Raw genomic sequence first — 17,107 nt, forward strand, 5'->3', positions numbered from 1 at the left:
TTTCTCCTTAGTGAAGACGCAAAGTTAGTTATATTTTTACAAACCTCGAGAAATACCGGTTTATTTATATCTTTGCAACCTAACTACATAATTCTTTAGAAACATGCGGAAAAAAAACGTCATCAAACTAAGTGTTACTGCCCTGGTCGTTATAGCCCTGGCTTGTTGGGTCCACTCACGCTGGAATGCTTGGTTCGGCAATCCACCTGAGGCTCCTTATGCACCTCTGTCCGAACCGGGACGAATCCTATTGACATTCGGCGATGAAGACGGATTGTCGCGTAACATCAGTTGGCAATACGATTCCATAGTACATCCTTCCTTCGTAGAACTGGCAGATACCTTGTCGAAGGACACGACTGTCATAAAGGCTCAAGGAGAAACCTTCAGCTCACGCAGCGGTAAAGCAGCCTATTATGTAGCCCGGCTCCGTTCACTGAAGCCTTCGCGCTGTTATAGTTATCGGGTATGCAGTAACGGTAACTATTCAGCCTGGAAGCATTTCCAGACACATAACCAGCCTAATCAGCAGAACTATAGTTTCCTATACATAGGCGATGTACAGGATACCATCAACGGGAAGACCAACACCTACCTGAAGAAAGCCCTGCAACAGCATCCGGAAACAGAATTTCTGGTATGTGGAGGAGATTTGACCGAACGCCCCATCGATGCCTATTGGGAAGAGACTTTCCGGGGTCTGGACTCCATCGGACAATGTATTCCTGTACTGAATGTAACCGGTAACCATGATTATCTGAAATACCCTATCCGCAAACTGGAACGCCGCTTTTCACTCATTTTCTCTTATTTTCTGGACTCCATGGTTGGAGAGAACCAGGTCTATACCCTGAAATACAACGACATGCAACTGTTCTGTCTGGACAGCAACCGTGAGTTCTTCTACCTATGGACACAACGGAAATGGCTGAAAGAACAGTTGGAGAAAAGTACGGCACGCTGGAAAATCGTCATTCTCCATCATCCGCTCTATTCCATCAAAGGGAAATACAACAACCTGATTCAGCGCAGCATGTTCAATTCGCTGATTCAGGAAAACCAGGTAGATGTCGTCCTGCAAGGCCACGAGCATTCCTACGGCCGCATGACATTGACCGATGAGCAAGGGAACCGTACTACGCCTTTATATACAGTCAGCCATTGTTCACCGAAACTGTACCGCATCTGCTTCAGTGAGCGGTTCGACAAATTCGGTATCGACGGGAAATACTACCAGCAGTTGCTGGTACATGGCGACACGTTGTCCATGAGTACCTACGATGCGACCAGCGGAAAGCTGTACGATGCCGTAGACCTGATAAAGAAAAACGGGAAGACACAAGTGATGGATAAAGGACAGGACATACCGGAAAACTTGAATTTCGTTCCCGATCTGAACAACCGGAAAGACAGGGAGTATCTGGAACAGATAAAAGCCTATAAAGAAAAGCGGGGAATTTGATTCCTCGCTTTCCCTGTTCTATTATTGATTACAGTTGTCCGCTTGTTTCAAAATAGCGCTGCATCACCATGAGTTGCAGCAATTCTTCACGTTCCTTGTTACGGAACTGCTGTACATACTCGTGCGCATGACGGATAATTTCTTCGGCCTTTTCCGGATGTGCCATGTAGTAACGGAGTTTCTCTTCGAAATCCGAGAAATCTTCCTTCACTTCCACATAATGATAATCCGGTTTCAAGGTACCTTCCATGAACCAGGTCTCGCACGTAGGCCGTGTCATGACAGCCAGTGAATTGGAGGACATCACCCATTTCAAGTTCGAAGCCACATCGTTTCCTTCCAGTGCGATGATGAACTTATAGTCCAAATGCTCGCGGATGGTCTTCTTGGCGGTCATCCATTCTTCCGGACAACCTTCATTCCGTCCCACTACCCCACAGTCGCACAACGGATGTCCGAAAAATTTCTCCAGGAATCCTGTACGCAGACGGCTCTGACGGATTTTTCCCCGGAAAATGGCACAATCCTTTTTCTCACGGAACGGCTTCGTATCATAAACGAACATAAAATGACGCAACTTATCCAGTTTCAGTACCACTGAATTCTGATTGTCCGAAGCCAACAGCCGGCTCTTTACGACAGTAGGAACCTCGGGCGTAAAATAAACGTCACCGGGACAGAAATTCCAACGCAACCGCGGCGGAAACCAACGGGTTACATCATGCTGGTCAAAATAATAAGCGGTATGGAACATTTTCCGGCGATAATCACCGATAGCCCCGGTATAATGAATCCAGCTCCGGTCACGCACCAGTTTGTCTTCATCTGATATTTTCCACGGTTCATGAATACGGATATAATAGTCCACACGCTGTTTCATATATGCATAATCAGGACGCTGCCGGGCAGCCTCCAGCTTCCGTTTTAAACGTACCCGATACCAGCTGTCAGGTATCAGCAGGCCGGAGAAATTTTTCAGGAAGTCAAGGCATTTGATGGGTTTTCCACTCCGTAATTTATAAAGGATATTGTCTGCCATAAATCTAGATGAACGGTTACCGGTGAATAAAATGTTTCTTGACAAAGATAACGCTTTTATATGAATATCTTCTATCTTTGCAGAAATGAATATCAAAACTCCCATCCAAGCATGATACACATCGCCTGTAACATCGACAGCAATTACGTGCGCCATTGTGCCGTGACCCTTGTCTCTGTGTTCGAGAACAACAAGGAAGAATCCTTCACTGCCCATATCATCGCCCGCGACCTTTCTGAAACCGAACGCGAAATCCTAACCCGATTGGCCGCACGGTACAATAATCAGGTCTGTTTCTATGAACCGGACATCAAGTTGCTGGAAGGGTTCACCATCCGCAAGTTCAGCAAACGCATCTCTATGGCTACCTATTACCGCTGTATCCTTTCGGAACTGATTCCGGCAGACATCGACCGCCTGCTTTATCTGGATTGCGACATCGTGGTGTTGGGAGATTTACGTCCCTATTGGAACACTCCGATAGACCATGTGGGAGTAGCCGCCGTAGAAGATATGGGCTGCCGCGAACCGGAACGCTATGAAATCCTGAAGTACCCCATGGAAGACTCTTACTTCAACGCCGGTGTCCTGCTGATAAATCTGGCTTATTGGCGCCAGCACGATATCGCTCATGCCTGCATAGACTACTTCCACAAGTACCCGGAACGGATTCTCTTCAACGACCAGGATTTGCTAAACAGTGTTTTACACAAAGATAAATTGCTGGTAGATTTGAAATGGAACGTACAGGATGCCTTCTACCGCCGCCCGAAAGTAATGGACGAAAACTGGAAGAACAGGTTTACCGAAGTACTGAAGAATCCGGTCATCCTGCATTACACCAACCGTAAGCCATGGGAGTACGACAGCCAGCATCCGTTACGCCAGGCTTATTTCACTTACCTGGATATGACTCCGTGGAAAGGAGAACGTGTATTGAACAATCCTTTCAGCCGGATAAAACGTTTTTTCCGGCTGTTGCCGTTCTATGTAAAATTAAGAAAACCTAAATATATCAAGCTGGAGAACATATAAGTTACCAGTTAAACTGTCAATCACCCTAACACCTTTCTTGTATGAGCTATCAAGTATCAAAGACCAAACGTTTCTTTAAACGCATAGAAGGTTTCTTCTCTTCTTTCAAGCAACGGTACATACTCCATTATCTCATGACCCGAAGCGGAGGACAAGAAATCGTTTCAAGTTACAAAGACAGAACCTGTGACCCGAATGAAAATATCGGCGCTACTTCGCCCATATGGGTATGCTGGTGGCAAGGTGAAGAACAGATGCCCGATATAGTAAAAGCCTGCTATCATTCCATCCAAAAGCACGCATGCACTCACCCCGTCATTTTGATTACTTCAGAAAACTATCAGAAGTATGTAGATATTCCTGAAGAAATTCTCAACAAACAAAAATCCGGAATCATTGATATCACACATTTTTCGGACATACTCCGTATGATGCTTCTCCGGAAACACGGAGGAATATGGATGGACAGTACGTTGTTAATCCCATCCAAAAAACTGGATGACTTTATCCACCCGGAAGATATATTCTGGAGTTGCCATCATAAACCTATCTATCACAACGTATCACGTGGAGGATGGGTCAGCTTTTTCGTGGCCTGCGGAAAAGGTAACCTGCTTCCATCCATTATTGCGGACTTACATTTAAGTTACTGGAGAAAGCATAATAAACTTATCGACTACCTGCTGTTGGATTACACTTTTGCCATCGCCCGTGCACACGTACCGGCCATCAGGCACATGATTGAACAGATTCCTATAACCGTCATGGGACCACTTGGAAAATGCCTGAACGATGAATACACCGAAGAAGCATGGCAGAAGTTCTGTACGGATTACGATTTCCATAAACTGACCTACAAGATTCCCCTGCAGAGAAAAACTCCGGAAGGAAAGAAAACGTTCTATGGACACATTATGGAGGAGTTTTTTGACAAAGAATAAAAATCTGATAAGCTCTAATAAGCCAAATCTTTCACAAACCGTTTCATAATCCAACGCAAAACGGGACATGATAACCATATAGAGTTTATAAAGGGATATGCAGGCGAAGTATCTGTAACATTCCCGTCAATGTTCTATGTTCTCCGATGCTGAACCCTATGTTTTTCCATGCTTAGAACATACAGTTCAGCACTGGAGGATATAAGTTCTGCATAAGGGAAACCTAAAACAGAATAGAAATATTCAATAAAAGCATATACATCTATCCAACATTACGACAAGTGAATTTCTTACCCCAACGATACAAATGTGTATAAATAACCCAGCAATCAGCCAACAACCATTGCTTGAACCGATAACTTATTCCTAAACCTTTCACAGAATCCTTCTCCTGAATGACTGACAAACAGTAGGCCTGCATCTGTTGGTATGCTGGAGTAACCGGTAAAAGCAATAACCTGTTCAACAAATGGACACAAGTACGGAATAGTTTTCCTGAAGCTTTCTCCCACAAATGATGTTCTTTACAGAAACGGTTTTGTTCCGCTAAAGCTTTCACCATCTCATAACGCCAATCCATATCTGTCGATTTGATTCCGTTAGTCAAACTACCCGAACGGACTGAATAGTGATATTTAGGTTGTGACAAATAAACTACTTTATCAGCTTTAGACAACCATTGGGGAGAAACAATCAAATCCTCGAATTTCCTCTTCTCAGGAAAAGTTATGCCATCAAAAAGTTCCCGCCTGAAAAGTTTATCCCATAAGAAATTCAATATGAACTGTTCCTGTCTCAAAGCCTCGAAGGCATCTTTGCGTGAAAATTCCAGAATATCCGCACCTCCACCTACTACGACTGTCCGTTTTTCCTCTTCCCGACAATGGGCACAACACACAATATCCGCTTGACGTTCCGCCATCAGTTTCCATAAAGATTCATACATATCCGAATCTATCCAGTCGTCACTGTCTACAAAAGCCAGATAAGCTCCTTGAGCCAAAGACAAACCTAAATTACGGACAGCTCCGACACCTCGGTTCGGTTGAGAGAACACCCTGATGCGGCCATCTTCCATCTTCAGTTTTCCACATATATCCAATGAATCATCTGTAGAACCATCATCTATCAGGATGATTTCCAGATTCTGATAAGTCTGTTTCATCAAAGAACGAACACATCGTTCTACATAATCCTGTGCATTATATACAGGGACAATAACAGAAATAAGAGGTAAAAAATTCTTCATCATCGACTACATTTAATCATTACATCATCGGGAATTTTCCTGTTGCCATTTCAACCATTCCTCTTTTGTCCGCTTCCAACGCTTATGCGTCCAAAGCCAATACGCGGGCTGCCGGCAGATACTCTCTTCCAGCAAACGGGCATATTGGTCTGTCAATTCGTAATCCGGGAACTCTTTCGGATGCAATGTCATCAGCCGGAACCGGACCTGATAATATCCACGTTTCACACGTTCCACGTCTACATAATAGAGCGCTGCATCCACCTGTTTGGCGATTCGTTCGGCTCCTATAAAGAAAGAAGTATCATGATTCAGGAAAGTAGTCCAATGATGCATGTTCTCCCATTTGGGAAGCTGATCAGCAATGAATCCAATCATTACCTTCTTCTCCTGGTTACGTAAAGTCAGAATTCTCCGGAGAGTATCTTTCATCAAAATAGACTCACCTCCAAACTGTCCACGCAGTTTCAGAAACAGTTCATCAAAGGCCTGGTTATAGATACGGTGATAAATCTGTCCGCAGTGAATCTCCGGCAACCAATAAGATAAAGAAGCAATGTACTCCCAGTTACAGTAATGTCCCAAATACAGAAAACAGAACTTCTTGTCTTTCAACTCTTCCCGCACTTGCTCGATACCGACAAACTTCATACGGCGCATCATCTCCTTCTTCGAGATAGAGAACAATTTGATGACTTCTACCAGATAATCGCAGAAGAAATGATAGAACTGACGTTCTATAGCCCGTCTTTCCTGCATACTTTTTTCCGGGAAACACTCATCCAACTGTTTCTCGACCACTTTCCGACGATATTTCACGATATGAAACAAAGGAAAGAACAGTCCGTCCGAAAGCAGATAAAGAAGCCTCATCGGAAGCAAGGACAACAGATATAACAGGAAGAATAATATGTGATATACAAACTTCATCAGGACACCGGATTATAATTCAGGACAAAGCTACAAAAAATATACAATCCTCCCGATACGTAAACTTCAATTTTTACAGAAAGGATGTCGCAGCTAAAGTTTTTTGCACTATCTTTGCAGAATACAAGCAGTTACATTCCCTATTATGAAAGAATTCCTCCAACTCATGCGACGCTTTGTGTCGCCTTACAAGAAATACGTCAGCTGGGCTATCATTCTAAACATACTTTCGGCCATCTTCAATGTGTTCTCTTTTTCCCTATTGATTCCGATTCTGAACATCCTGTTCAAGACCGGAGCACAAGAGAAAGTATATCAATACATGGACTGGGAATGGTCTGTCGATTCATTGAAAGAAACAGCCATCAACAACTTCTATTACTACGTCAACCTGCTGATTGATACCTACGGACCTACTACTACCCTGTTGTTTCTCGGTCTGTTTCTGGCCGGAATGACTTTTCTGAAAACCGCCTGTTATTTCGGCTCTACAGCAGTCATGGTTCCTTTACGCACCGGTATCGTACGCGACATCCGTACCATGGTCTATTCCAAGGTAACCTACTTACCGTTAGGATTCTTTTCGGAAGAGAAGAAGGGAGACATCATTGCCCGTATGAGTGGAGACGTAGCGGAAATAGAGAACTCCATCACCAGTTCTCTGGACATGTTACTGAAGAACCCGATTCTGATTATTTCTTATTTTACGACCTTGATGATTATCAGCTGGCAGCTGACAGTGTTCACACTGCTGGTACTGCCTACCATGGGATGGATTATGGGAAAAATAGGCCGTAAACTGAAAAGACAGTCTCTCGAAGCTCAAGGGAAATGGGGAGAAACCATGGCACAACTGGAAGAGACACTGGGCGGCCTGCGTGTCATCAAAGCCTTCACGGCAGAAAAGAAAATGATTGACCGGTTCAACAAATGCAGCAACGAGTATCGTGACGCTACCAGCCGCGTATCCATCCGCCAGGCATTGGCACACCCCATGAGCGAATTCCTGGGAACCATCTTGATTGTCATCGTACTTTGGTTCGGAGGTTCTCTGATTCTCGGAAACAATTCCTCCATCGATGCCTCTACCTTCATTTATTACATGGTTATTCTCTACAGCATTATCAATCCGTTGAAGGACTTCTCGAAAGCCAGCTACATGATACCGCGTGGATTGGCTTCCATGGAACGTGTTGACAAGATTTTAAAGGCCGACAATCCGATTGTAGAGAAGCAGCATCCTCAACATCTGCCGGCTCTCGACCAGGATATCCAATTCAATCATATCACCTTCAGCTATAACGGACAACACCAGGTGCTGAAAGATATTAACCTGCGGATAAAGAAAGGAGAAACCATTGCCCTGGTAGGACAGAGTGGCTCCGGAAAATCAACACTTGTCGACCTGTTGCCCAGATTCCACGACGTACAGGGAGGAGAAATCCTGATAGACGGCACCAATATCAAGGATGTATCCATCAGCGACCTCCGCTCATTGATAGGCTATGTGAATCAGGAAGCCATCCTGTTTAACGACAGCTTCTATAACAATATCACTTTCGGCGTAGAAAATGCAACCAAGGAACAAGTGATAGAAGCCGCCAAAATAGCCAATGCCCACGATTTCATCATGGAATCCGAACAAGGTTATGACACGAACATCGGAGACCGTGGCTGCCGGCTTTCCGGAGGCCAACGCCAGCGTATCTCCATCGCACGGGCTATTCTGAAGAATCCGGCTATCCTCATCCTGGACGAAGCTACCTCCGCCCTTGATACGGAAAGCGAACGGCTGGTACAGGAAGCTTTGGAACGGTTGATGAAGACACGTACTACCATTGCCATTGCCCACCGTCTTTCTACCATCAAGAATGCCGACCAGATTTACGTTCTGTATGAAGGACAAATCGTAGAAAACGGCAAGCACGAAGAACTGCTGGCCAAAAACGGTTATTACAAACGACTGAACGACATGCAGGCTCTGTAAAACCTGACAGACATTATACGCATCGGGCCGGTATATCTTCCTCAGATATATCGGCCCGATACTTTTTCCACTGATAGATTCAATCAATATTTCCCTAACTTCTCACGGACACCATCCCGATAGGCTTTCCAGAATTTTGCTACATCACGCAAAGTGTACACATCCTTAAAAGGAGCTGTCACCAGTGCTATCGCCATGTATCCCAATACTGCATGGAAACTGCGCAGGTAACGTACGGCCCAGTTTTTACCATACCGATGATTCAGATAAGCAGCGTTTCTGATCTGATAGAAGCGTTTCCACTTCTTTTTCTTACCGCGTTGTTCCCAGTTATCGCTGGAGAAGAATTTCTCTTTGTCCATCAAAGCCGAAGGAATATACAGAATCTTATATCCGGCCAAGACTGCACGCAGGCAATAATCCGTATCGTCACAGAAAATGAATAAATCCTTGTTCGGAAGTCCGATAGCCTCCACCGCTTCCCGACGGATGCAGAGCCCCTCGAATGCCGTTCCACAGATTTCAACCGGCGCATCCACCTGCTGCTTTTTCAGTTTCTTCTGATACATGGAGGCAAAAGGATTGGTCAGATTTACCTGCTGGAAATCATTGGTGAAAATGTTTCCTTCCATTAACCGGCGTGGAGCCAGAATACCTACAGAGGGATCGTCAGCATGCTGTAGCAGATGTTCCATACAGTCAGCCCGCGGAAAAACGTCATCATCCATACACCATATCCAGTCGGCTCCCAACTGGAAAGCATGCTGAATGCCCCGATAAAACCCGCCAGACCCACCGACATTTTCCTGATGGATAACAATCAGGTCTTTCTGCTCTTTCAGCCATTCGGTTGTACCGTCTGTACTTCCATTATTAACGACCACAATTGATTGAACCGGCCGATTGGCTCTCAGGCACGACAAATTACGCTTCAATAATTCCCTCCGGTTATAGGTAACCACTACAGCAACAACATTCATAGGCATCTTAATAAAGTCCGTCAATCTTTCCCGGTTGTGTACTCCGGTACGCTACCATCAGTCTATAACACTCCTCGGCATCAAATCCGCGACGCTTTGCGTACTCGTCGGCCAGTATCCGGTGCATGTGAGGAGTAGCCGGCAGACGTTCCAGGTTCTTGCACCCAGCCTTCATATCCAATGGCCCGATAGCCAACCGATTCAAATCCACAATCTCGATGGTTATTCCATGCTCCGTCTTTCCGAACAGAATGTTACCGCGTCCGTAATCCTTGTGGGCATAGCCATGTTCATGAAGCAAGGCTGTCGTAGCACCGACAGCCCGAAGTACCTCGTCTTCATAATCAAATTTCTGTTTGAAAAGGGCTTCGTATGTATATGGACAAGGCGATTCATACGTCACATAATAACTCCGGTCGAACATCAGTCCCTTACGGATATTCAGGTATCCTACCGGACGGGGAGTTCCTACTCCGATATTCAGAAACATCTGGGCATGCACAAACGAACGCTTGGCTTTCGATGGGCGGAAAACACCATATACCCAACGGTTGATGATATTCGGGGTATGAAAAGCCTTGATGACAAAGGTATTCCCCTGATAGGTTATCTTCCTCAACTCATTCCGTCCTTTGTGGATGACAATACCTTCGCCTTTGGCAAAACGCTCCGGCACAGAAAGCATAAAATCACGTAACGGTTCGCAGTCCGGACTCAGAACCAGCGTCTGATGATTTATAATACTCATACGTTACAGCTTAAATTTTATCCAGACCCTTTGTATATTTCAACCAATAATATTTCAACGGGTTCTTATACTTCAACTGCTTCCATGGCCGGCTTCCATGCGGACGATGCCAGACAGGCAACACTGTAAACAGGTAATTCTGAAAACCTTTTTTCAGCGCTTCGTGAGAAATCGTTACATCATACCAGTTTTTAGTCGCATCCAACTCATGGAAATCGAAAGCCTTCAGAAATGCAGGTGTCAACAGGGAACAACAGAAACTGCAATGTTTCTTCTCCGGATAAACCTTTCCTTCATTCCCTTTGGCATGCAGGTACGGATAATTGATGATTCCAGCCTCATCGACTGTAACCGCAGCGGCAATCGCACAATCCGGACGGGCCGATGCGCCATCGAACAAGCCCTGCAGGGTATCCTTCTTGACTACCACATCCGATTCCACAATCAACAACCCCGCATCTGCCTCGATGGCCTCCTGCTGGGTCTTCTGAAGAACCAACAAATAATTCGGTGAGGGATGGTCAGTCAAATCGGACAAATTGACCAAACGGAAACCCATCTTTTTCGACTGCTCTTCCAGAATCCGTGTATTTTCTTCGGTACTGAAATCATTATATACCGTATATGTATAAGGAACAGTCAGTTCCGATTCCAGAATCGCTTTTACCGTTTCCAAAGTAAACTCGATAGAATCTTTAACTGGTGTGATAATATGCAGACTTTTCATGCTCATATAGTTTGTAGTTCTTCTTTGCACAGTTTTAAGGCAGCCTCTATCGTATCATCCATATCGGCATACGTATATTGGGCGAGACGTCCTCCGAACAGAATCTTTTCCTCCTTCCGGGCCAACTCCTGATAGTTGCTGAATATTTCTGAGTTACGGGCATCATTTACCGGATAATAAGGTTCTTTCCCGGGACCGAAACTGTCCGGATACTCATACGTAACGACGGTTACCGGCTGATTACCGAACTCAAAATGTTTATGTTCAATGATTCGGGTATAAGGAATCTCCCGCTCCGTATAATTGACTACAGCATTTCCCTGGAAATCTTCCATATCCAACAGTTGCTGTTCGAATCGCAGACTCCGGTATTCCAATGCCCCGCAACAGTAGTTATAGAATTCATCGATACATCCGGTAAACAAAGTCTTCTCGGCCATATCCTCCCAATGGGCACGGTTTTCGAAATAATTGGTACCGAGCTGTACATCCGAATCTTCCAACAATTTATCTATCAAAACATTATAGCCACCTTTGGGAATGCCTTGGTAAGCATCATTGAAATAATTGTTATCGAATACAAACCGGAAAGGAATCCGTTTGATAATGAAAGGAGGAAGTTCTGTAGCCGAACGGCCCCACTGTTTCTCCGTATATCCTTTAATCAGGCAATTGTAGATATCCTCGCCACACAATTTCAGCGCCTGTTCCTCTAGGTTAGCCGGTTCTACGATGTCCTGATAACGACTACGCTGCTCTTCTATCTTTGCCTTGGCCTCTGCCGGTGTCTTTACTCCCCACAACTGATAAAAGGTATTCATATTGAACGGAAGGTTATAAAGTTTACCTCCGAAACAAGCCAAAGGAGCATTTGTAAACCGGTTGAATTCTACAAGCCGGTTGACATATTCCCAAATTTCCTTGTTGTCTGTGTGAAAGATGTGCGCTCCATACTTATGTACATGGATACCTGCCACATCCTCACAATATACGTTCCCTCCACGATGCTCCCGCTTATCGATTACCAGACAGCGTTTCCCGAGCTTCGTTGCTTCATGAGCAAAGACTGCGCCGAACAGACCGGCTCCAACAATCAGATAGTCATATTGTTTCATCAGCAATCATGTTTATGGGACAAAGATAGGAATAAAATAGGATTTATCATGTTCCATGAAGTCCGAAAGAAAGTATCACGGCAAAATAAACGCCAAAAAAGCGCCTGAACGGACCTACCGGACACTGTTTTTTTTTACCTTTGCCATTCCAATTCCATAAAGGGCAACATGAAAGTAATCGTAGACAACAAAATCCCTTACATCCAGGGAATCATCGAGCAACTGGCCGATGAAGTGATATACCTTCCGGGAAAAGCCTTCACTCCCGAAATCGTCAAAGATGCGGATGCCTTGCTCACCCGTACCCGTACACAGTGCAACCGCCAACTGCTGGAAGGAAGCCGTGTCAAATTCATCGGTACCGCTACCATCGGGTTCGATCATATCGATACAGAGTATTGTAAAGAGGCAGGTATCACCTGGAGCAATTGCCCGGGGTGCAATGCCGGAGCTGTGGAACAATACATTCACGCCGTTCTACAATTACTCCAACGCGAAAAAGGAATCGATTTACAGCATTCATGCCTGGGTATCGTAGGAGTAGGCCATGTAGGAAGCCGCATCGACCGGCTGGCCAAGCATCTGAACATGCGTGTCCTCCATAATGACCCTCCCCGAGCCGACCAGGGAGAAGAAGACTTTTGCAGCCTGCAGCAGATAGCAGAAGAATGTGACATCATTAGCTTCCATACGCCACTTATAAAGGAGGGTATCTATAAAACTTTTCATCTGGCAGACAATGACTTCTTCCGTCAGTTGAAGAAAAGGCCTTACATCATCAATACCTCACGGGGTGAGGTCATTGACACTCAAGCTATCCTGACAGCCCTGAACGAAAGAACGATTTCCGGAGCAGTCATCGATGTATGGGAGAACGAACCGGACATCAACCGGGAACTGCTGGACAAGGTTTTCATCGGCACCCCGCACATTGCCGGTTATTCGGCAGACGGCAAGGCCAATGCTACCCGCATGGTACTGGAAGCTTATTGCCGCTTCTTCGGGAAAGAAATGAATTTCAAGATCGCGCCTACTGAAACTCCTCACGATGCCTACGACCCCAACGAAGAAATCCGCATCCTGCAGCAATACAATCCCCACCGGGACTGCGAGGCCCTGCGTGCTCATCCGGAACGCTTCGAACAGCTACGGGGAGATTATCCACTGAGAAGGGAATAATAAAAAAAAGTCTGCGGATCAATCATCAGATTTATCCACAGACTTTTTTATAGAATAAGACTGAATCAGTCATTTTCCATGTCTATCCTCCGATATGTTTCCGGATCATCATGAGCAATCCCATCATCATCCAATTCGTCAAGTACCATAGTGTCAGATGTCAGCTCAACGATGAGGAAAGCCTCCTCATAATCACCATATCCATCTGTCCACGTAATATATAAACGGTTCCCGTTTAAATGATAAGTACCATATTCGTCTTCAGATACGACTTCCCCGTTACTCATAAAGACCCATATACGATAGGTATGTATTTCCGACTGCCAAGCTCCTACAATCGAACTACCCAGTTCCTCATCGTCATCCGAACAACCTGCTGTTCCCAATATCATAACAGCAAACAGACAGAACAATCCAAATAATCTAAGAGTTTTCATCATTCACAAGTTTAGAAATTAAAACCTAAAGTAACTGATGTTGTCGCAAATTTCGTTTCATCAACAATTTCGTTGAAGTCGGTTCCATATTCAACTCCCAAATGAATAGCACGATAATCCAGACCTACACCAATATGCCAGCCTGCCTGAAAACGTTTCCAAGGTTCGCCATTCATATCATCATCATCAAACAAGTTCCAATCTTCAGAATCTGTTTCGCCATAACCTGTTTCTTCGTATTTATTCTTTCCTAAAAGATTAATGCGAAAATCCAATCCGAAATATGGGCTGATGGAAAAATCATCCGTAACATTAAACCGATACAATAGATTTAAAGGAATGTTCAATGATAGCATAGTGAGTTTCTCGGAATAACTATACTCATAACCGCCATAAGATTCTGAATCTTCATCTTTATAACTCCGATATTGGATACCTGCACCAGCCTCCATATACAAAGGTAAACTCTGTGTAAGTCCAAACCCTCTCAACCAACCAACAGTAAATCCCTTAAACTTAATATCGTCATCACTGTCATCAAACTTCATTTTTGAAGGAGTATACGATACATAGATACGACTCCAACCATCAGTTGTTACTGAAGTAGCATCAAACGAACTGCTGGTTGATATAGTACAACTGGATGATTCAGAATCAGCAGATTCTGCAAAAGCTGTGGTTGCCAAACCCATAAAAGCCAACAACACAAAAAACTTAAACTTCTTCATAATACATAAATTTATAGGGTTAATACTCAATCAACAGAAAACTATTTTATTCATAAAAAATCTCATAAACCGTAGAATTGAATACATTACCTTCATTCCACTTATCCATACAATAACAAGTGATAGTGTCAATACGACCTTGTAAATCTCTTTCATAAGAATACACATAATATCCATCAGCATATTGTCCAAAATCCATTCTTGATATCATGTTTGCCGAACGTTCTCCATAGAATCCAAAGGGCGCAAATAAAGAGAAATGGCTATAATCATACTCATACTCACTACAATTGGAAATTATACAATTCAAATCAAGATTTGCATCATTCTTCTCATCTGAATATTCATAATTATAGATTGAACCACGACAATTTAATTCTACCAGATTATTATGTTCATAACCAAAGACATTATTGTTTAGCGTCTGCAAATAACCATTCTCATCATATACAGAGGTTGCAACCAGGACTTCCTTGGACGCTGCAGAAGATAAACTATATAATGATTGAATTCCAAATTTGCTAATATAAGCTTTGTATGACTCACTACCAGTTACATATACTTCTTCCGACCCATTATAACGATAGGCCCACTCATAGGTATAGTTCCCGTTATCAATACTATAATTCTGTATACGGTCTTGGTCATCGTAAGAGAATCGATATGTGGTTGTACTACTTTTACTTCCCGATTCATAAGTAGTAGTTGCACGGATTTCAGAAATCAATGCACTACTTGGTTCCGGAGTTGGTTCCGCCCCCTCATACTCTCCTACACGGTAATAATAGTAAATAATAACGTACCGGTCTGTTATCCGATAGATGATGAGTATAGTTTTGGTCAGCTGGAAAATATACCATCTTTCACCACCAAACGTAATGGATGGTCCTTCTCCATGATAGCCACTGCCCATACCGTCATTAAGACCTTCATCGACAGTCCAATCAAAACTACCAGACCCGTTTCCACCGAATGTACCGGTTCCTCCTTCATCAAAATTCAAATCAGGAATATCAGGCATCTCAGGGCGCTCCAATACATTTCCATCTTCATCGGCCCATTCCACATGATCCGGAGTCCACTGACCGATGATCATCTGTGCGACACTGGGCTGTCCGTCTTCAATAACAAGAGTTGTCAACCCATCCTTGTTACATGATGATATACATGCAACAAGTAAGAAAACCATAAAATATCTAATGCTTGTATATACATTCTTCATAATCCAATCCTCCACATTATTCGGTGATTTCAAATTCTACACGACGATTCATCAATTGTCCTTCCGGGGTATCGTTTGTAGCAATAGGTCTGGTCATACCATAATACTCATAAGTCAGATGACTTTTATCAACTCCTGCTTCCAATAAATAATTGTAAACAGCCTCTGCACGTGCTTTCGAAAGTTTCATGTTATAATCGGCATTACCCACATTGTCTGTATGACCTTTTACAATGATGTGAATCGGAGTATTTTTCATCAGACGTGCTATCTTATCCAGATAAGGATATGATTCTTTTTTGATGGTACTCTTATCAAATTCAAAGTTAATGACATCGATAGCACAAATTGTTTTTCCTGAAATTGACTGCCCTTTACCCAGCAATTCCATAATTTCTTCCAATGTATAACAAGGTTTTTCTTCTACCACAGGCTCTTCCTTAACAACCACAGGTTCTGGAATATATACCGGCTCTACTTTCTTCTTTGGGGCTCTCTTGAAAATACTTAACGGAACTGAAACGGAGGCTGTTATTTCAAAGCCATGCAATTTACGATTACCTTGAATATCATAGACCGGACGATTCAAAGCGATAGACTGACCATCCTTTTCCATACTACTATACGTATCAGTAAAACCATACTGATAGTTAGCCTCTAATGCTAACAATAACCGTTTATCTTGGTTCAATGCAATAGGGAACTTCACACCCGCTCCGATAGCTCCCGCTACATAAGTATCTGCCATATTAGCTTTAGATACATCTATCTTATAATCTCCTGTAGCATCACTCAAGGTGATGTCACCGCCACGTACAAACCCTACAATCGGTGCAGCATACACATACGGACGTATGCCTTCATAATCTCCAAAATTAAAAATGAATGGAAGACGAATATCTACATATTTGGCTTTTAAGTGATAATCTAAATCACTGTCATTTATTTTAGTACCCCTAACCAACCAATCTACCTCCGGACGAATAGAAAACAGGCGACTATCACCAAATTCAAATTCAGCAAAAACACCTCCTACAAAACCAGAGTTCATCTTCGGACTACGGTTCTCCAATTCAGAATAACTGGCCCATGACATTCCCATCCCTCCTTTAACGCCTATATAAATGTGATCAGACGTCATCTGTGCAAACGATTGTAAACACAAAATGGAGAGCAAAACAAATAATAATCTCTTGTACACCATAATTCAAAGTTTATTTATGTTTTTATACAAATTTAAAGAAATCATCAAATTTCTCAAAGCAGAGAAATATACATCTGTTACTATTACATACAAAAGAAAGACTATATGAATAAAAACAAAGATT

At 43.5% G+C, this 17,107-nt stretch carries 16 protein-coding genes; 5 read left to right on the top strand and 11 right to left on the bottom strand.

Annotated features, from left to right (window positions below):
- Window positions 1-103: 103 nt before the first annotated feature.
- On the top strand, window positions 104-1,462 hold the full coding sequence (locus C510_RS0104755) for a purple acid phosphatase family protein (protein WP_018710190.1): 1,359 nt from the start codon (window positions 104-106) through the stop codon (window positions 1,460-1,462).
- Window positions 1,463-1,490: 28 nt separating this feature from the next.
- Here C510_RS0104755 and C510_RS0104760 read toward each other — a convergent pair whose 3' ends face one another.
- The gene (locus tag C510_RS0104760) at window positions 1,491-2,501 is read right to left on the bottom strand and encodes a glycosyl transferase family 90 (RefSeq protein ID WP_018710191.1); all 1,011 of its coding nucleotides are present in this window, start codon (window positions 2,499-2,501) and stop codon (window positions 1,491-1,493) included.
- 111 nt (window positions 2,502-2,612) lie between these two features.
- Here C510_RS0104760 and C510_RS0104765 point away from each other — a divergent pair, with 111 nt between their 5' ends.
- Window positions 2,613-3,536, top strand: coding sequence for a glycosyltransferase family 8 protein (locus tag C510_RS0104765; RefSeq protein WP_018710192.1), 924 nt, complete (start codon window positions 2,613-2,615; stop codon window positions 3,534-3,536).
- A gap of 41 nt (window positions 3,537-3,577) precedes the next feature.
- Complete coding sequence (locus C510_RS0104770) at window positions 3,578-4,477, top strand: capsular polysaccharide synthesis protein (RefSeq protein WP_018710193.1); 900 nt, start codon at window positions 3,578-3,580, stop codon at window positions 4,475-4,477.
- A 262-nt stretch (window positions 4,478-4,739) separates the two neighbouring features.
- Here the strand turns inward: C510_RS0104770 and C510_RS0104775 are convergent, their stop codons facing one another.
- Together C510_RS0104775 and C510_RS0104780 are read right to left on the bottom strand one after the other, a co-directional pair.
- A complete protein-coding gene (locus C510_RS0104775) occupies window positions 4,740-5,729 on the bottom strand; it encodes a glycosyltransferase family 2 protein (protein WP_018710194.1) in 990 nt (329 codons plus the stop codon).
- Window positions 5,730-5,750: 21 nt separating this feature from the next.
- A complete protein-coding gene (locus C510_RS0104780) occupies window positions 5,751-6,656 on the bottom strand; it encodes a lysophospholipid acyltransferase family protein (protein ID WP_018710195.1) in 906 nt (301 codons plus the stop codon).
- A gap of 145 nt (window positions 6,657-6,801) precedes the next feature.
- Between C510_RS0104780 and C510_RS0104785 the strand changes: the two genes are divergently transcribed.
- Window positions 6,802-8,643 carry an ABC transporter ATP-binding protein gene (locus C510_RS0104785; protein WP_025892221.1) on the top strand — a complete coding sequence of 614 codons (1,842 nt, stop codon included), beginning with the start codon at window positions 6,802-6,804 and terminating at the stop codon, window positions 8,641-8,643.
- A gap of 83 nt (window positions 8,644-8,726) precedes the next feature.
- On the opposite strand, the gene C510_RS0104790 is transcribed toward C510_RS0104785, so the two are convergent.
- Genes C510_RS0104790 through glf form a run of 4 tightly spaced genes read right to left on the bottom strand, consistent with a single transcriptional unit; the run spans window position 8,727 to window position 12,213 of the window.
- Window positions 8,727-9,623, bottom strand: coding sequence for a glycosyltransferase family 2 protein (locus C510_RS0104790; RefSeq protein ID WP_025892220.1), 897 nt, complete (start codon window positions 9,621-9,623; stop codon window positions 8,727-8,729).
- A 7-nt stretch (window positions 9,624-9,630) separates the two neighbouring features.
- A complete protein-coding gene (locus C510_RS0104795; RefSeq protein ID WP_018710198.1) occupies window positions 9,631-10,371 on the bottom strand; it encodes a lipopolysaccharide kinase InaA family protein in 741 nt (246 codons plus the stop codon).
- 10 nt (window positions 10,372-10,381) lie between these two features.
- On the bottom strand, window positions 10,382-11,098 hold the full coding sequence (locus C510_RS0104800; protein ID WP_025892219.1) for a glycosyltransferase family protein: 717 nt from the start codon (window positions 11,096-11,098) through the stop codon (window positions 10,382-10,384).
- 2 nt (window positions 11,099-11,100) lie between these two features.
- Complete coding sequence (gene glf, locus C510_RS0104805; RefSeq protein ID WP_018710200.1) at window positions 11,101-12,213, bottom strand: UDP-galactopyranose mutase; 1,113 nt, start codon at window positions 12,211-12,213, stop codon at window positions 11,101-11,103.
- Between the two features lie 168 nt (window positions 12,214-12,381).
- Here glf and pdxB point away from each other — a divergent pair, with 168 nt between their 5' ends.
- Entirely contained in the window at window positions 12,382-13,392 is a 1,011-nt protein-coding gene (gene pdxB, locus C510_RS0104810; protein WP_018710201.1) for a 4-phosphoerythronate dehydrogenase PdxB, read from the top strand.
- A 65-nt stretch (window positions 13,393-13,457) separates the two neighbouring features.
- Here pdxB and C510_RS0104815 read toward each other — a convergent pair whose 3' ends face one another.
- From C510_RS0104815 to C510_RS0104830, 4 genes are read right to left on the bottom strand one after another with little or no spacing between them, the layout of a single operon-like run.
- Window positions 13,458-13,829: a lipocalin-like domain-containing protein gene (locus C510_RS0104815; RefSeq protein ID WP_162160979.1), complete on the bottom strand. Its 372-nt coding sequence runs from the start codon at window positions 13,827-13,829 to the stop codon at window positions 13,458-13,460.
- 11 nt (window positions 13,830-13,840) lie between these two features.
- A complete protein-coding gene (locus C510_RS0104820; protein ID WP_025892217.1) occupies window positions 13,841-14,557 on the bottom strand; it encodes a porin family protein in 717 nt (238 codons plus the stop codon).
- A gap of 46 nt (window positions 14,558-14,603) precedes the next feature.
- Window positions 14,604-15,779, bottom strand: a complete 1,176-nt coding sequence (locus C510_RS0104825; protein WP_018710204.1) for a hypothetical protein — start codon at window positions 15,777-15,779, stop codon at window positions 14,604-14,606.
- Between the two features lie 16 nt (window positions 15,780-15,795).
- On the bottom strand, window positions 15,796-16,983 hold the full coding sequence (locus tag C510_RS0104830; protein WP_026320104.1) for an OmpA family protein: 1,188 nt from the start codon (window positions 16,981-16,983) through the stop codon (window positions 15,796-15,798).
- Between the last annotated feature and the right edge of the window lie 124 nt (window positions 16,984-17,107).

This window comes from Phocaeicola barnesiae DSM 18169 = JCM 13652, from assembly GCF_000374585.1.
Lineage (GTDB): Bacteria > Bacteroidota > Bacteroidia > Bacteroidales > Bacteroidaceae > Phocaeicola > Phocaeicola barnesiae.

Bases quoted from the DNA above. Each gene is read 5' to 3' on its own strand.
- C510_RS0104780 (WP_018710195.1), bottom strand. From the start codon at position 6,656: ATGAAGTTTGTATATCACATATTATTCTTCCTGTTATATCTGTTGTCC.
- C510_RS0104760 (WP_018710191.1), bottom strand. From the start codon at position 2,501: ATGGCAGACAATATCCTTTATAAATTACGGAGTGGAAAACCCATCAAA.
- C510_RS0104820 (WP_025892217.1), bottom strand. From the start codon at position 14,557: ATGAAGAAGTTTAAGTTTTTTGTGTTGTTGGCTTTTATGGGTTTGGCA.
- C510_RS0104830 (WP_026320104.1), bottom strand. From the start codon at position 16,983: ATGGTGTACAAGAGATTATTATTTGTTTTGCTCTCCATTTTGTGTTTA.
- C510_RS0104825 (WP_018710204.1), bottom strand. From the start codon at position 15,779: ATGAAGAATGTATATACAAGCATTAGATATTTTATGGTTTTCTTACTT.
- C510_RS0104795 (WP_018710198.1), bottom strand. From the start codon at position 10,371: ATGAGTATTATAAATCATCAGACGCTGGTTCTGAGTCCGGACTGCGAA.
- glf (WP_018710200.1), bottom strand. From the start codon at position 12,213: ATGAAACAATATGACTATCTGATTGTTGGAGCCGGTCTGTTCGGCGCA.
- C510_RS0104765 (WP_018710192.1), top strand. From the start codon at position 2,613: ATGATACACATCGCCTGTAACATCGACAGCAATTACGTGCGCCATTGT.
- C510_RS0104785 (WP_025892221.1), top strand. From the start codon at position 6,802: ATGAAAGAATTCCTCCAACTCATGCGACGCTTTGTGTCGCCTTACAAG.
- C510_RS0104770 (WP_018710193.1), top strand. From the start codon at position 3,578: ATGAGCTATCAAGTATCAAAGACCAAACGTTTCTTTAAACGCATAGAA.
- C510_RS0104815 (WP_162160979.1), bottom strand. From the start codon at position 13,829: ATGAAAACTCTTAGATTATTTGGATTGTTCTGTCTGTTTGCTGTTATG.
- C510_RS0104775 (WP_018710194.1), bottom strand. From the start codon at position 5,729: ATGATGAAGAATTTTTTACCTCTTATTTCTGTTATTGTCCCTGTATAT.
- C510_RS0104790 (WP_025892220.1), bottom strand. From the start codon at position 9,623: ATGAATGTTGTTGCTGTAGTGGTTACCTATAACCGGAGGGAATTATTG.
- pdxB (WP_018710201.1), top strand. From the start codon at position 12,382: ATGAAAGTAATCGTAGACAACAAAATCCCTTACATCCAGGGAATCATC.
- C510_RS0104800 (WP_025892219.1), bottom strand. From the start codon at position 11,098: ATGAAAAGTCTGCATATTATCACACCAGTTAAAGATTCTATCGAGTTT.
- C510_RS0104755 (WP_018710190.1), top strand. From the start codon at position 104: ATGCGGAAAAAAAACGTCATCAAACTAAGTGTTACTGCCCTGGTCGTT.